Below are 15,070 nucleotides of genomic sequence, written 5' to 3'. Positions count from 1 at the left end.
GGATTTGATGATGAATATGCCCGTTCGTGTATCGAAAAAAGCCGCACCACACGTTGTGCCGGCGCAACCTGTCGAGCAACCGAAAACCGCGATCTCGGCCCTGTGGCGGCCGGCGCTGGTGCAAGCCTTCGTCAAGCTCGACCCACGGCAGTTGAAGCGCTCGCCGGTGATGCTGGTGGTCGAACTGACCGCGATCCTCACCACCGTGTTGTGCGTGATTCCAGATCCGGCAGTGCCGACGTTTGTGGCGGCGCAAATTGCCCTGTGGCTGTGGTTCACCGTGTTGTTCGCGAACTTCGCCGAAGCTTTGGCCGAAGGTCGTGGCAAGGCCCGTGCCGACAGCCTCAAGGCCGGCAGCGAAGGCTTGAGCGCTCGGCGCAAGAAAGCCGATGGCAGCTTTCAGGTAGTGCCAGCAGTCAGCCTGCGCAAAGGTGATGTGGTTCGCGTCGAAGCCGGCGAGATGATTCCCGGCGACGGCGAGGTGATCGAAGGTATTGCCGCGGTCAACGAAGCGGCGATTACCGGTGAATCCGCACCGGTGATTCGCGAGTCCGGCGGTGACCGCTCGGCGGTCACCGGCAACACTCGACTGGTGTCTGACTGGTTGCTGGTGCGCATTACCGCGAATCCCGGTGAGTCGACGCTGGATCGCATGATCGCCCTGGTTGAAGGCGCCAAACGCCAGAAAACCCCGAACGAAGTGGCGCTGGATATCCTGCTGATCGGCCTGACCATGATCTTCCTGGTGGTGGTCGTGACCTTGCAGCCGTTCGCCCACTTCGCCAACGGCAACCTGCCGCTGGTGTTCCTGGTGGCGCTGCTGGTGACGCTGATCCCAACCACCATCGGCGGTTTGTTGTCGGCCATCGGTATCGCCGGCATGGACCGTCTGGTACGGCTGAACGTGATCGCCAAATCCGGCCGTGCGGTAGAAGCGGCGGGCGACGTGCATGTGTTGCTGCTGGACAAGACCGGCACCATCACCTTCGGTAACCGTCGCTGCACCGCGATTTATGCCGCGCCGGGTGTCAGCGCCAAGGAACTGGCGGAAGGTGCGCTGTTCGCTTCGCTGGCCGACGACACGGCCGAAGGCAAGTCGATCGTCGAGTACCTGCGCGGACTTCATCCACAGGCTGAACCGTCCACCGAGGTGCTGACCGTTGTACCGTTCAGTGCCGAAACCCGCTTGTCTGGCGTTGACTATCAGGGCCGTGTCTACCGCAAGGGCGCGGTGGATTCGGTGCTGGCCTTCGTTGGCCTGACGCGTGCCGAGATACTGCCGGCGATGTCCCGGGAAATCGACAAGATTGCCCAAAGCGGCGGTACGCCATTGCTGGTGTGTGCCGAGGGCAAATTGCTCGGTGCGATCCACCTCAAGGACGTGGTCAAGCCGGGCATTCGCGAGCGTTTTGCCGAACTGCGCAAGCTGGGGATTCGCACGGTGATGGTGACCGGCGACAACCCGCTGACCGCGGCGGCAATTGCCGCTGAAGCCGGTGTCGATGACGTGTTGGCCGAAGCGACGCCGGAGAAAAAACTCGCCCGCATTCGTCACGAGCAGAACGACGGGCGTCTGGTCGCCATGTGCGGTGATGGTGCCAACGATGCGCCGGCGCTGGCTCAGGCTGACGTCGGTATGGCAATGAACGACGGGACTCAGGCCGCGCGCGAAGCCGCGAACATGGTCGACCTCGACAGCGATCCGACCAAGCTGCTGGACGTGGTGCAGATCGGTAAAGAGTTGCTGGTGACGCGCGGCGCGTTGACGACGTTTTCCATCGCCAACGACGTGGCCAAGTACTTCGCCATCCTGCCGGCGCTGTTTGCCTCGATCTACCCGCAACTGGGCGTGCTGAACATCATGCACCTGAGCAGTCCGCAGAGCGCGATTCTCTCGGCCATCGTCTTCAACGCCTTGATTATCGTCGGACTAATCCCGTTGGCCCTGCGCGGGGTACGCGTGCAGGCCGCGAGCGCTGCACACCTGCTGCGCCGCAACCTGCTGATCTACGGCGTGGGCGGCATCGTGGTGCCGTTCGTGGGCATCAAGCTGATTGACATGCTGCTGACTGCTTTGCACTTGGTGTAACTGCTGCACGCCGCGCCCCGGGCGCGGCGTTTTACCTGAATTGAGGATTTGATGATGTCCACAATGATTCGTCCGGCCTTGAGCCTGCTGGTCCTGATGACCCTGATCACCGGCGTCGCTTATCCACTGGTGGTCACCGGTGTCGCCCAGGTGGCGTTCCCTGATCAGGCCAATGGCAGCCTGGTGCGTGACGCCGATGGCAAGGTGCGCGGTTCGTCCCTGATTGCCCAGGATTTTGTCGGTGATGCGTGGTTCCATCCACGGCCATCGGCGGGCGCATTTGCGACCGTCTCAAGCAGTGCAAGTAACCTGGCACCGAGTAATCCGGCACTCGCGACCCGGGTGATCGACGATGCCAACAAACTGCTGGTGCCAGGCCAGGGGCCGGTGCCCTTGGCATTGCTGACCACCTCTGGCAGCGGCCTCGATCCACACTTGCCTCCGGCGGCAATTGCCTATCAACTGTCGCGGGTTGCGGCGGCGCGCAATCTGCCGATATCGACGGTCGAGCAGTTGGTGGACGCGCACATCGAGCAGCCGCTGGTAGGACCGCCGGTGGTGAATGTGCTGGAACTGAACATCGCGCTGGAGAAGTTGTAAGACTGTGCGGCCGCCAATCGCGAGCAGGCTCGCTCCCACGGGTTCATCACTGTCCTTGTGGGAGCGAGCCTGCTCGCGATGACGGTTTTGCAATCACCACCTGAACAACAGACAAACAGAGACTTTCAAGCATGAGCGACTCCGGCCGCGCCGACGCACTGTTAGCAGATTTGCCCCGTGATGGTCGTGGCCGGCTCAAGGTTTTTCTCGGTGCCGCCCCCGGTGTCGGCAAGACCTACGCCATGCTGCAAGCCGCCCACACCCAGCTGCGACAAGGCGTGAAAGTCATGGCCGGGGTGGTGGAAACCCACGGTCGGGCGGAAACCGAAGCGCTGCTCGGCGGTTTGCCGCAGTTGCCGTTGGTGCGCTCGGAATACCGTGGCGTGATGCTCGAGGAAATGGACCTCGATGGCCTGCTCAAGGCCAAGCCGAAACTGGTGCTGGTCGATGAACTGGCTCACAGCAACGCCCCCGGCAGCCGCCACGCCAAGCGTTGGCAGGATATCCAGGAGTTGTTGTCAGCGGGCATCGACGTGTACACCACGGTCAACGTCCAGCACCTGGAAAGTCTTAACGATCAGGTGCGCGGGATCACCGGCGTGCAAGTGCGCGAAACCCTGCCTGACTGGGTGCTGCAAGAAGCCTACGAACTGCTGTTGATCGACCTGCCGCCGCGCGAGCTGCTCGAGCGATTGCGAGATGGCAAGGTTTATGTGCCGGAGCAGGCGCGAGCGGCGATCGATGCGTTCTTCACCCAAACCAACCTCACGGCGCTGCGCGAACTGGCGATGCAAACCGCGGCGGCGCAGGTCGATGATGACCTGAGTCGCGGCTACCGACAGTTGGGCCAGGCGGCTCCGGCCGTGCGCGGTCGCTTGTTGGTGGGGGTCGATGGCGATGCCCAGGCCGAGCGTCTGGTGCGACATGCCAGTCGGGTCGCGCAGCGTCGGCATTTGCCGTGGAGCCTGGTGCATGTGGACAACGGCGCCGTGCGCGACGAGCAATCGCGTTTGCGCCTGCAGAGCGCTCAGCAATTGGCTGAACGGCTGGGCGGCGAAGTGGTGCTGCTGCGCGCTGGCGAAGTGGCGAAAACCCTGATTCAACACGCCACCGAACGGCGTGCCAGCCTGCTGCTGGTCGGTCAGTCGCGTCAGCGTTGGCGTCGTCGGCTGTTCGGCGGCGGCTTGGCCTCACGCTTGTTGCGCAATGCCCGTGGCCTGGAAATCAACGTCCTCGACAGCGATGAACAGCAGCATCAACCGCATCAGCGTTCGGCGCATTCGTTGGTCTGGTTCGACTATGCGCTGGCACTGTTGGCGACGGTGCTGGCCAGCGCTCTGGCGTGGGCGGTGTCGAGTATTTTGCCGCTGCCGAATATCTCGCTGGTGTTCCTCGCGGCGGTGTTGCTGGTGGCGGTACGCAGCAGCCTCGGGCCGGCGCTGGCGTGTGCGGCGTTGTCATTTCTGACCTACGATTTCCTGTTCATTCCGCCGACCTTCTCCTTTGCGATTCAGCGTGAGGAAGACGTGTTGACGCTGCTGTTTTTCCTGCTGATGGCGGCGCTCACCGGCAACCTCGCGGCGCGTCAGCGGCGCCAGCTGGAAGCCTTGCGCGACACGCAGCAAGAGACCAGCGAACTGCTCGACCTGTCGCGCAAGCTCACCGCCGCCACCGACCGGCAAGCAGTGATCAGCGCGGCGGCGGCACACTTGGTTGGCTGGAACGATCTGCAATTGTGTCTGGTTAACCGTGACGGGCAGGGTGGCTGGAAGGTCGAAACCGGTGGCCCGCTGCAGTTTTCCGAAGCCGAGCGTGCTGCCGCCGACTGGGCCTGGCAGCACGATCAACCGGCCGGCATGGGCACCGGCACGTTACCGTTCGGTCGCTGGTGGTGGTGGCCGTTGTCGGTCGACGACGGGCCGTTGGGCTTGCTCGGTGTTTGCCCGAAAGAGGGTCAGCAGCTCAGTGGTCAGCGGCGACGCTTGCTGACTGCGTTAAGTCAGCCGCTGGCTCAAGCGCTGGCCCGTGCGCAGTTGGCCGACGACCTTGAGGCGGCACGTTTGCACGGTGAAACCGAGCAATTGCGCAGTGCTTTGCTGGCGTCGGTGTCCCATGATTTGCGCACACCGCTGACGTCCATGCGCGGCAGCATCGACAGCTTGCTGGCGCTGGGCGAGGCAATCCCGCTGGAGGATCGCCGCGAGTTGCTGGAAGGTACCCGCGATGAAGCCGAACGGCTCGACCGCTACATCCAGAATTTGCTGGACATGACGCGCCTGGGCCACGGCGCTTTGAAGCTGGCGCGTGATTGGGTGTCGCCGGCGGATATCGTCGGCAGCTCGCTCAATCGTTTGCGTGCAGTGCTGGCGCCGTTGCAGGTAAGCACCGATGTGCCGAGCGCGTTGCCATTGCTCTATGTGCATGCCGCATTGATCGAGCAGGCGCTGGTGAATGTGCTGGAAAACGCCGCACGCTTTTCGCCGGCCCATGGCCGTTTGCAGCTGAGTGCCGGTGCCAGTGACAGCGAGCTGTTTTTTTCCGTGAGTGACGAGGGCCCGGGCATACCCGAGGAGGAACGCGCGAAGATCTTCGACATGTTCTACACCGCCGCCCGTGGTGATCGGGGCGGGCAGGGCACCGGGCTGGGCCTGGCGATCTGCCAGGGCATGGTCGGCGCCCATKGCGGGCGGATCAGCGTCGCCGATGGTATCGGTGGGCGCGGCACCTGCATCACCATTCATTTGCCATTGCAGGAGCAGCCGGGGTTTGAAAGTGAAGCCTGATGCTGCCTGCGCTACTCTCTCGCCACTTACTTTGCCTGATTTGGAACCATGAGCCAGACCACGACCATTTTGGTTATTGATGATGAACCGCAGATCCGCAAATTCCTGCGCATCAGCCTGGCCTCCCAGGGCTACAAAGTACTTGAGGCCGGCACCGGCAACGAGGGCCTGGCCCAGGCCGCGCTGAACAAGCCGGACTTGCTGGTGCTTGATCTCGGCCTGCCTGACATGGACGGCCAGCAAGTGCTGCGCGAATTCCGTGAATGGTCGACAGTGCCGGTGCTGGTCCTGTCAGTGCGCGCCAGCGAAGGGCAGAAAGTCGAGGCGCTGGATGGCGGCGCCAACGACTACGTGACCAAGCCGTTCGGTATTCAGGAGTTTCTGGCGCGGATCCGCGCCTTGTTGCGGCAGGCTCCAGCGGGTGAAGCCCAGGAAGCGGCGCTCAAATTCGGCCCGTTGACGGTCGATCTGGCGTACCGGCGGGTATTGCTGGACGGTGCCGAGGTGGCGCTGACCCGCAAGGAGTACTCGGTGCTGGCGCAACTGGCGCGCCACGCCGGGCGGGTCATCACCCAGCAGCAACTGCTCAAGGACATCTGGGGCCCGACCCACACCGAAGACAGCCATTACTTACGGATTGTGGTCGGGCATCTGCGTCAGAAACTGGCGGATGACCCGACCCGGCCGAGGTTTATCCTGACCGAGGCGGGGGTGGGGTATCGGTTGTTGAATGAGGCTTGCCTGTAGTCCAGCGTTGTTTGGTCAATCGCTATCGCGAGCAGGCTCGCTCCCACATTGGTTCGGTGCTGAGCACAAATTGTGTGAACAGTGAAGATTCACTGTGGGAGCGAGCCTGCTCGCGAAGAGGCCCGGACAGTCACTCGAGAGTCTCCAAATCCTCAATCGCGCTCATTCTCATACCGATCCAGCGTATCCCGGGCAATTTCCTGTCCCAGCGCGATCAGCTCCGGCGCCTTGTAGAACTCGAAAAAACGGCAAACCCGCTTTGGCACGTTGATCAGGATGTCCGGTGGATAACCGGCGATCTTGTACTGCGCCAACGACGTTTGCATCACTTCGAAGCTTTGGTTGATCAAGTCCAGCAACGAGGCTGGGCCAACGTTGTCGATGATAAATGAGCCCGTGGCCGATTTCGGCGCCCCGTCGCCTTCCGGGGCGGCAGCGGGTTGTTGCGCTTCGGGCTCGGCGGATTCGATCCAGGGGTTGATTTCGGCGGCTTCACTGCGCAGTGCTTCCTGTTCCAGAAGCAGCAATTGTTCGGCCTGTTTGCGGCGGAACGGCAGGCGTGAACCGAGCGAGTTGAGCAGGTTGTCGAAGCGGCTTTTGAACGCGGCAGGGCGCTGGATCACTGGCAACTGATAGTGCCGCTGGTTGGTCGCGTTGAGGTTGACCGCAATGATCAGGTCGCAATGGCTCGAGACCACCGGAACAATCGGCAGAGGATTGAGCAGGCCGCCGTCGACCAGCATGCGATTGCCTTGCATGACCGGTGTGAACAGGCTGGGGATCGCCGCCGAGGCGCGCATCGCCTGGTGCAGGCAGCCTTCCTGGAACCAGATTTCCTGCTGGTTGGTCAGGTCGGTGGCGACGGCCGTGTAGGGGATGCGCAGGTCTTCGATGTTGATCTCGCCGACAATCTTGCGGATCTGCCCGAAGACTTTCTCGCCGCGTATCGCCCCAAGACGAAAGCTCACGTCCACCAGGCGCAGTACATCAAGGTAATCCAGGCTCTCGATCCAGTCGCGGTAATCGTTGAGTTTGCCGGCGGCGTATATACCGCCGACCACGGCGCCCATGGAGCAACCGGCGATACAGGCGATGTCATAACCGCGTCTTTCGATTTCCTGGATAACTCCGATATGGGCATAGCCTCGGGCGCCACCTGAGCCCAGCACCAATGCGACACGCTTTTTCATGACTCGCCCCTTCATCAAACAGGCTTCAACAATGCACCCAATGGGGGGCGTGCTTCAATCATGCTGACTCTGAGACGCTGTTACCGTCGTTTTTTCGATACTCAATAACGGCACATGGGTACTCTCGCGAGCGCTATAGTTTCCATGGGTGGACCAAGGCACTTTTTGCAGCATTGGCCGTCTTACCTGCACGATTGTTTTTTATACCTTGAGGAATCATTGATGAAAGCCTGGATCTGTCTGCCATTGATCGCGTTGGTGCTTGCCGGTTGCGCGGGAAAATCTGCTTACCGCGACAGTTGCGGTAGTCAACTGGATGCCGCCTGGCAGGAGCTGGACATTGCCAAGGCCGAAGGTTTCGCTGGTACCGTGAGTTACTCCAAGGCACTTTCGCTGTTGACCGGGGCCAAGACCCAGCAGCAGTTCGAGGCCTATGAGGGCTGCACTAAAAAAGCCGAGAAAGCACGCTTCTATATTCGCGAATCCCGCGCAGGGCGTTGAATCCACCTCCACCTTGCGCCATGTCGGCCCCCGGTTTTACCGACAGCATGGGCGTAAACGTGCGATCTGATGTTGGTTATCGACTTGGGAGAGAGCGATGTCTGCGTTGGTGAATCGGTTGGTGGCCAAGGTGTTGGGGCTGGAAGTGCGTTTGCTGGCCTGCCAGGCGCGCTTGAGCGCCAGCACCGACGCGGAAGCGCTGCATGACTTGCGCACGACGGTTCGCCGTTTGCGCAGCCTGCTGCGGCCATTGCGCGGTTTGCCCGGTGTCGAACAACTCGAAGCGGCGGCGGCAGGTGTCGGAGGCCTGACCACGCCGCTGCGCGACCGCGAAGTGCTGGCGGCATATTTGCTGGCACACGGTCACGCGCACGCAGCCAGGCGCCGGATGGTGCAAATGGCGCAAGCCTATCCGGCTGTGGCCGACAGCCCGGAAGTGGCGCAGCTTTTGATGATTCTCGACGCCTTTCCGCGCTTTTTGCGCGCCTCCCAGCGTCAAGGCTTGCTCAAGGGTTTGCGTACGCGCATCGAGAAGCGCCTGGCCAAACAATGGAAAGCGCTGGATGTGGCCCTGCACGATCCCGCGCATGACCGCCATCGCCTGCGTCTGTTGATCAAGCGTGTGCGCTATGGGATCGAAGCCTACCCGGAACTGGATCGCTTGCCCGAAGCTGCCATGCCGCGTCTCAAATCGGCACAGGAAGCGCTCGGCGACTGGCACGATTGCTGGCAATGGTTGGCCCGTGCCGAGCATGAGCCCGACTTGCTGCCTTGCGTGGCCGACTGGCGAACAACCATGACCAAGGCTGAAAGTCGCGCCGATCGGGTGCTCGACAAACTCATCTCGGCTTGCTTCAAAGCCTGACGTGGATTGCCTTTCGTAGCCGTTGGCGGCCTATCTGTCAGCCTCTTTGGCCGGAATGGGCGCTGTACAGGCGCTGTTGGCTGGTTAAGATCGTTCAATTCTTTCCCCGCCTTGAGGTTTCCATGCGCTTTTCCGATTTGCTCGACGCCGTGCGCAGTTCGCCGCACGAGCTGTCTATTCCCGCGGAGTGGGCCCAGGGGCGCGCCAGTTTCGGTGGTCTGGTCGCGGCGTTGCAGTACGAAGCCATGCGCGCGAAAGTCCCGGCGGATCGCCCGGTGCGTTCGTTGGCGATCACCTTTGTCGGTCCGGTCGAACCCGGTGTGCCCGTGAGTTTTGAAGTGGATGTGCTGCGCGAAGGCAAAGCGGTCAGCCAGGTGCTGGGGCGAGCCGTGCAGAACGGGCAGGTGGTGACCCTGGTTCAGGGCAGCTTTGGCGCTTCGCGTCCTTCCGAAGTCGAGGTGGTGGCCGCGCCCGCGCCAGAGATGAAACACTGGGACGATTGCCAGGAACTGCCCTACATCAAAGGCGTGACGCCCGAGTTCATGCGCCATCTGGCGATGCGTTGGAGTGTTGGCGGTTTGCCGTTCACCGGTAATAAATCCCGGGATATGGGCGGCTGGGTTCGCTTGCGTGGCGACGTCAAGGAAGAGCCGGTCACCGAGGCGCACATTCTGGCGCTGGTGGATGCCTGGCCTCCGGCATTGCTGCCGCACCTGAAAAAACCGGCGGCCGGCAGCACCCTGACCTGGACCATCGAATTCGTTCAGCCGTTGCAGGCGTTGAGCACGCTGGACTGGTGCAAATATCTCGTGGAAATCGAACACGCCCGTGACGGATATGGCCACGCCGCCGCAGCGCTGTGGAGCGCTGAAGGGCAGTTGATTGCGTTGAGCCGGCAGACGGTGACTATTTTCGCGTAAGACCTTCAGCGATGATGGCGTTTGCGCCAGGCGCGCCACCAGCCGCCGCTGAGGACAAAACGCGGGAACGTCAGGAATTGCTCGACCAGCAAGCGCGACACCGCATCTTTGCGATCACTGAACGGCTCGGAGGCTAGCACCTCCAGGCTGTGACCGTGGCGTTGCAAGCCAAGTGCTGCAAGCAGGCCGACGACGCCAATGGCGACGTTCAGAAAACTCAGGCCGAACACCCCGGAAACGATCAGCAGAAACGCCACGATGAACAGCGGCACGGCAATCAGGTGCAACACCAGATTGGTCGGGTGCTGGTGGTTTTGCGGGTATGCACGCCATTGCCAGGCGGGAAGGTTGGGGTGACGTTTGCCCATGTGGGTAATCCTCGATCCGTGTTGAACACATGATTGAAGGATAGGTGGGGCAATGGCAGGCGGCGAATCAAGGTTGGCTATCGGTCCGATAGGTGTCATGGCCAACATTGATGTTGACTGGTCTGGCCCCATCGCGAGCAGGCTCGCTCCCACATTGGAATGCGATCACCTGTGGGAGCGAGCCTGCTCGCGATGGGTCCCTCAAAGCTTCAACTGCCCGATCGCCTTGCTCAACTCACCCGCCAGTGTCGCCAGTTCATTGCTGGTGGTGGCCGAATCCACAGTCTGCTGCACGGTGTTCACGGTGACGTCACGGATGCTCACCACTGCGCGGTTCATCTCTTCTGCCACCTGGCTCTGCTGTTCCGCCGCCACGGCAATCTGGGTGTTGCTTTCGCGCATTTGCGCTACGGCACCGGTGATCTCTGCCAGTGCGGCGCCAGCTTCTTGAGCCTGCTGCACACAGTCATCGGCCTTGAACGAGCTTTCCTGCATGAAGTCCACCGCATCCCGTGTACCGGCTTGCAGCGCCGAGATCATGCTGGTGATTTCATCAGTAGACGTCTGCACCCGTTTGGCCAGATTGCGCACTTCATCGGCGACCACCGCAAAGCCCCGGCCCATTTCCCCGGCGCGTGCGGCTTCGATGGCGGCGTTCAGGGCCAGCAGGTTGGTCTGCTCGGCGATGCTGTGAATCACACTGACCACGCCGTTGATTTTCTGGCTGTCTTCGGCGAGACGCTGAATCATCTCGGCGGTTTGCTGAACCCCGGTGGACAGTCCGGCGATGGACTGTTGTACCCGGCTGACCACTTCCTGGCCGCTGCCGGCGAGGCTGTCGGCGGTTTGCGAGAGGTCGCGAGTGGCGCCGGCATGTTGGGCGATGTGATAAACCGTGGCCGACATCTCATTGATCGCGGTGGCGGCCTGATCGGTTTCACTTTGTTGGCCGAGCATGCCGTGGCGTACGTCGTTCATGCTGGCGGCCAGGCGCGCCGCGCCGAGATCCAGTTGGCGCGCAGTATTGGCCACGGTGTTGACCACGCGCTGGTAGCCGGCCTGCATGGCGTTGAAGGCGCTGGCCATCTGGCCCACCTCATCGGTGCAGGACAGTGGCACGCGAGCCGACAGGTCGCCGGTTTTTTCGACGTGCAGCATCACGTCCTTGAGGGTGTTGAGCTGGGCGAGCAGAAAACGGATCAACAGTTGCGAGGCACCAAGCATCGCCAACATCAGGATGAACACGGCTGCCGCGTAGTTGGCGAATCGTTCGCCGAACACCTGGCTCAAACTCGGGCCATAGGCCAGAACGGCGATCTGCTCGCCGTTGGTGCGCGAAAGCACCTCGGCACCGATCAACGGGTTCTCGCCAAACAGAGGCATGTCATTGATTTCAACCCAGCCATTGGCGTTGTTCAACTCGGGCAATGGCTGTTGGTTCAGCAGGGGGATCTGGCCTTTGCCGAAACTCAGGAAGTGCGCGGCTTCAGGCAAGGCCTGGCCGACCGGCCAGCCGCTGATCAGCCGCGCTTGAGCGACGGCTGACTGCTGTGAGGCCTGGTTGCGTGCTTGTTGCTCCAGCTGCACGGCATACAGTACCAGCAGCAGGGTGGTGACGAAGGCGACCGCGTTGACCGCCCAGAATTTGTATTTCAGCGAAATGTTGCTAAGCCAGGCACCCATGGAGGTCTTCTCTGATAGCGGAAACAGTATTGGCAAGGTGCCAGCATTGTGCCGCTACTCAGCGAAGGGCTTTTTGATGTGGATCAATGATGATCCTGGTGTAGCGGGTTCAATCAACCGACGGCAACCCGAAAAACGCTCGCGCACACGCGGTGCTGTGAGCGGCTACGTCTTCCAGGCTTTCGCCACGATGCAAGGCTACTTCTCGCAGCACTTCGGTCAGATACGCCGGTTCATTGCGCCCGTTCTTGGGTTTGGGGCGCAGGCTGCGGGGCAACAGGTACGGCGCATCGCTTTCTAGCATCAAGCGCCCGCGCGGGATCTCGCGGACCAGCGGGTGCAAGTGAGTGCCGCGACGTTCGTCACAGATCCAGCCGGTGATGCCGATATGCAGGTCGAGGTCCAGGTAGCTGAACAGCGCCCGCTTCTCGCCGGTAAAGCAATGCACCACGGCGGCCGGTAGCTGGTCGCGGTAGTCGCGCAGGATTTCCAGCAGGCGCTGGCTGGCGTCGCGTTCATGGAGGAAGACGGGCAGTTGCAGTTCGACGGCCATTGCCAGGTGCTCTTCGAGTACTTTTTCCTGTTGCGGACGCGGAGAGAAGTCCCGATTGAAATCCAGTCCGCATTCGCCGACCGCCCGCACGTTGGGTTCTTTGAGCAAACTGCGCAGGCGCTGAGCGCTGTCGGCATTCCAGTCACTGGCCGAATGCGGGTGGATACCGGCGGTGGAGAACAACCGCTGCCCGGTTTCGTCCAGTTGCTGGCACAGCTCCAGGGCCTGTTCACTGCCTTCGACACTGGTGCCGGTGAGCACCAATTGGCAGACGCCAGCGGCATAGGCGCGATCGAGTACCGCCTGGTGTTTGTCGGCGAAACTGGGGTTGGTCAGGTTGACGCCGATATCGATGAGTTGCATGGTGTGACCCTAGCCTTTGGCCGGAAAGCATACCAGAGCTGTAGATTTATAATAAAAACCAAGAACTACAAAGAGTTAAAGCTGTCTTTTGATGCCGGAAGAGAGCTTCGACGGGCCAGTTGGCCGTCGCGGCTGCACTCTTTCGCACTCTGCCAGCGCTCCAGGCGCTCTGTTTCTGTCGACCCACGGCTCGAAATATCGAGACGTTGGACAGTATTCTTTCCGGAGAACGGATGACACGACTCCAGGTTTTGCTAGTGCTGTGCTTGTCGATGCTGCTGCCGATGCCGGCCGTTGCGCGGTTGGCGGGTCCCTTGGAAGCCGTTCAGTCGGGCAAGGTCCGCGATCTGGCGGAAATCCGCGGCAGCCGCGTATTGCGGGTGCTGGTCAATCAGAGCCGGAACAGTTCCGGCGAGGTCCAGGGCCAGGCCATCGGCGTTGAATACCATCGCCTGCGAGCCTTCGAACAGTACCTCAATGGCCATGCCCGTGACGGCCAGGAAATCTCCCTCAAGATCATCCCCAAAGCCAAGGATCAATTGCTCGGCGCGTTACAGCGCGGCGAGGGTGACCTGGTAGCACCGGGGGAGTTGCTCGATGCGCAGTCCGCGCACGCGGTCAGTACCAGCGAGCCGATTGGCGCAAGCGTGCCGTTGCTGCTGGTGGGGATCAAGGGCGAACGCCGCTATACCCGGCTTGAACAACTTTCCGGTAAAACCCTGGCGCTGCCCGCCGGTAGCACGGCCGGTGAGGCAATCAACCAGATCAATCAGAAGCTGGCGCTGCACAAACTGCCACCGGTCAAGGTCGAATGGGTCGACCCGAGCCTGGCGGTCGAAGACGTGCTGGAGATGGTGCAGGGCGGGATTTTTCACCTGACCATCGTCGAGCAACCGATTGCCGAGCGCTGGGGCAAGATCCTGCCCAAGCTGCGTTTCGATCGCCAGGTGGTCATCAGCGAGCCGGGCAAGGAGTACTGGTTCGTCCGTCGTGATGCATCGATGTTGCGAGCGAGCATTGATCGTTTTCTGCAAGCCTATAAGACCCCGTCCGATGAGGATGTGGCTTTCCTGCGTATTTACCGACGCCTGTATCAGGTTCACTACCCGCTGGACCGCGCCGACCGCCAACGTCTTGAGAAGCTGCGCCCGGTCTTGCAAAAGCACGCCCGGGAACAGGGCATGGACTGGTTGAACCTGGCGGCGCTGGCGTTCAAGGAATCGGCGTTGGAGCCCAGCGCCCGCAGCGGCAGCGGTCCAACCGGACTGATGCAAATTACCCCGTCGGCGGCGCAACGGGTCGGGGTCAATAACATTCAGTCCGTGGACAACAATGTGCAGGCCGGGGCCAAGTACCTGGCACTGATCCGTCGCAAGTTTTTCGCCAGCCCGAAGCTCAACGAGCGTGAGCGCATGGCATTCGTCCTGGCGGCCTACAACCTTGGGCCGGAACGTGTTCAGGGGATGCGTGCCGAGGCCCGGCGCCGCGGCTTGAACCCCAATCAGTGGTTTTTCCAGGTCGAGCGCATTGCTATGGAGCAGGTGGGAATGGGTCCTGTCAGCTATGTTAATAGTGTGAATAAATACTTTTTGGCATATGACCGGGAACGGGAGTCATTGGAGCCTCAAGGTCAGAAAGTTGTCTCACGTAAATGATCGACTAAACTGATTGTTATGGCGGGTTTTTTGCGCTTTTAACATTATGTTTACTGATTAATATAGCGGTCAACCAACACACACTTACACTGGATGACATAGCATGAGCACACTGATCAACAAGGTACTGTCCACCCGCGCTGGCTACGGTCTGACCGTTATGCGGATCTTCGTCGGCCTTATCTTCGCGGCCCACGGCGCACAGAAACTCTTCGGCATGTTCGGCGGTTATGGCATTGCCGGCACCGCGCAGTACATGGAAAGCATCGGCCTGGCACCGGGTCACCTGATGGCGATCCTGGCTGGTGGTACCGAGTTCTTCGCCGGTCTGGCGCTGGTCATCGGTCTGTTGGCACGCCCGGCAGCGCTGGGGCTAGCCTTCCTCTCACTGGTCGCCATTTTCTCGGTGCACATTCACAATGGTTTGTTCATGGCCAACAACGGCTATGAATATGCCCTGACCCTGCTCGGCGTCAGCATCGCCGTACTGATCGAAGGCGCAGGCAAGTTGTCGGTCGATCGTGCCATTACCGGCTGACGGCTCTGACTCAACCAAAAGACCCGCCTTGTGCGGGTCTTTTTTTTGTTGCGCGAGATTCTTGACACTGTCCTGTCGGCTTCTCTAGGATGTTTGCCATGCGCCGATTTAAACAGCTACTTGCGGGGCGCCAGGTAACTCATCCGGTTACCGATAGAAGCTTGAAACAGGCTTCGAAATACCGCTAAAGCGCTGGTTCGGTGTTGCCTCTCACC

Annotated in this window: 13 protein-coding genes; 9 read left to right on the top strand and 4 right to left on the bottom strand. The window is 61.1% G+C overall.

Annotated features, from left to right (window positions below; translation table 11 throughout):
* The first annotated feature begins 10 nt into the window (after nucleotides 1-10).
* From kdpB to AC1DHT_RS11735, 4 genes are all read left to right on the top strand, one after another.
* Entirely contained in the window at nucleotides 11-2,089 is a 2,079-nt protein-coding gene (gene kdpB, locus AC1DHT_RS11750) for a potassium-transporting ATPase subunit KdpB (protein ID WP_427538981.1), read from the top strand.
* A 54-nt stretch (nucleotides 2,090-2,143) separates the two neighbouring features.
* Nucleotides 2,144-2,689, top strand: a complete 546-nt coding sequence (gene kdpC, locus AC1DHT_RS11745) for a potassium-transporting ATPase subunit KdpC (RefSeq protein WP_427538978.1) — start codon at nucleotides 2,144-2,146, stop codon at nucleotides 2,687-2,689.
* 131 nt (nucleotides 2,690-2,820) lie between these two features.
* The gene (locus AC1DHT_RS11740; RefSeq protein ID WP_477761362.1) at nucleotides 2,821-5,472 is read left to right on the top strand and encodes a DUF4118 domain-containing protein; all 2,652 of its coding nucleotides are present in this window, start codon (nucleotides 2,821-2,823) and stop codon (nucleotides 5,470-5,472) included.
* 48 nt (nucleotides 5,473-5,520) lie between these two features.
* On the top strand, nucleotides 5,521-6,219 hold the full coding sequence (locus AC1DHT_RS11735; RefSeq protein ID WP_427538972.1) for a response regulator: 699 nt from the start codon (nucleotides 5,521-5,523) through the stop codon (nucleotides 6,217-6,219).
* Between the two features lie 152 nt (nucleotides 6,220-6,371).
* Here the strand turns inward: AC1DHT_RS11735 and AC1DHT_RS11730 are convergent, their stop codons facing one another.
* Nucleotides 6,372-7,409, bottom strand: coding sequence for a patatin-like phospholipase family protein (locus tag AC1DHT_RS11730; protein WP_427538969.1), 1,038 nt, complete (start codon nucleotides 7,407-7,409; stop codon nucleotides 6,372-6,374).
* Nucleotides 7,410-7,631: 222 nt separating this feature from the next.
* Here AC1DHT_RS11730 and AC1DHT_RS11725 point away from each other — a divergent pair, with 222 nt between their 5' ends.
* From AC1DHT_RS11725 to AC1DHT_RS11715, 3 genes are all read left to right on the top strand, one after another.
* On the top strand, nucleotides 7,632-7,910 hold the full coding sequence (locus tag AC1DHT_RS11725) for a hypothetical protein (RefSeq protein WP_054596327.1): 279 nt from the start codon (nucleotides 7,632-7,634) through the stop codon (nucleotides 7,908-7,910).
* A 97-nt stretch (nucleotides 7,911-8,007) separates the two neighbouring features.
* The gene (locus AC1DHT_RS11720; RefSeq protein WP_427538966.1) at nucleotides 8,008-8,775 is read left to right on the top strand and encodes a CHAD domain-containing protein; all 768 of its coding nucleotides are present in this window, start codon (nucleotides 8,008-8,010) and stop codon (nucleotides 8,773-8,775) included.
* Nucleotides 8,776-8,897: 122 nt separating this feature from the next.
* Nucleotides 8,898-9,695, top strand: a complete 798-nt coding sequence (locus AC1DHT_RS11715) for an acyl-CoA thioesterase (protein WP_427538963.1) — start codon at nucleotides 8,898-8,900, stop codon at nucleotides 9,693-9,695.
* Between the two features lie 5 nt (nucleotides 9,696-9,700).
* Here the strand turns inward: AC1DHT_RS11715 and AC1DHT_RS11710 are convergent, their stop codons facing one another.
* The 3 genes from AC1DHT_RS11710 to AC1DHT_RS11700 all read right to left on the bottom strand — a co-directional run bounded on the left by AC1DHT_RS11710 (nucleotide 9,701) and on the right by AC1DHT_RS11700 (nucleotide 12,662).
* Nucleotides 9,701-10,063, bottom strand: coding sequence for a terminase (locus AC1DHT_RS11710; RefSeq protein WP_427538960.1), 363 nt, complete (start codon nucleotides 10,061-10,063; stop codon nucleotides 9,701-9,703).
* A gap of 201 nt (nucleotides 10,064-10,264) precedes the next feature.
* The gene (locus AC1DHT_RS11705) at nucleotides 10,265-11,746 is read right to left on the bottom strand and encodes a methyl-accepting chemotaxis protein (protein ID WP_427538957.1); all 1,482 of its coding nucleotides are present in this window, start codon (nucleotides 11,744-11,746) and stop codon (nucleotides 10,265-10,267) included.
* Nucleotides 11,747-11,855: 109 nt separating this feature from the next.
* Nucleotides 11,856-12,662 carry a TatD family hydrolase gene (locus AC1DHT_RS11700; protein WP_054596332.1) on the bottom strand — a complete coding sequence of 269 codons (807 nt, stop codon included), beginning with the start codon at nucleotides 12,660-12,662 and terminating at the stop codon, nucleotides 11,856-11,858.
* A 233-nt stretch (nucleotides 12,663-12,895) separates the two neighbouring features.
* Between AC1DHT_RS11700 and AC1DHT_RS11695 the strand changes: the two genes are divergently transcribed.
* Both AC1DHT_RS11695 and AC1DHT_RS11690 read left to right on the top strand, forming a co-directional pair.
* Entirely contained in the window at nucleotides 12,896-14,317 is a 1,422-nt protein-coding gene (locus AC1DHT_RS11695; RefSeq protein WP_427538954.1) for an MltF family protein, read from the top strand.
* A gap of 103 nt (nucleotides 14,318-14,420) precedes the next feature.
* Nucleotides 14,421-14,855, top strand: a complete 435-nt coding sequence (locus tag AC1DHT_RS11690) for a DoxX family protein (protein WP_427538951.1) — start codon at nucleotides 14,421-14,423, stop codon at nucleotides 14,853-14,855.
* Nucleotides 14,856-15,070: the final 215 nt, after the last annotated feature.

This window comes from Pseudomonas sp. 05N432, from assembly GCF_056396945.1.
This window is presented reverse-complemented; position numbering and strand designations above follow the sequence as displayed.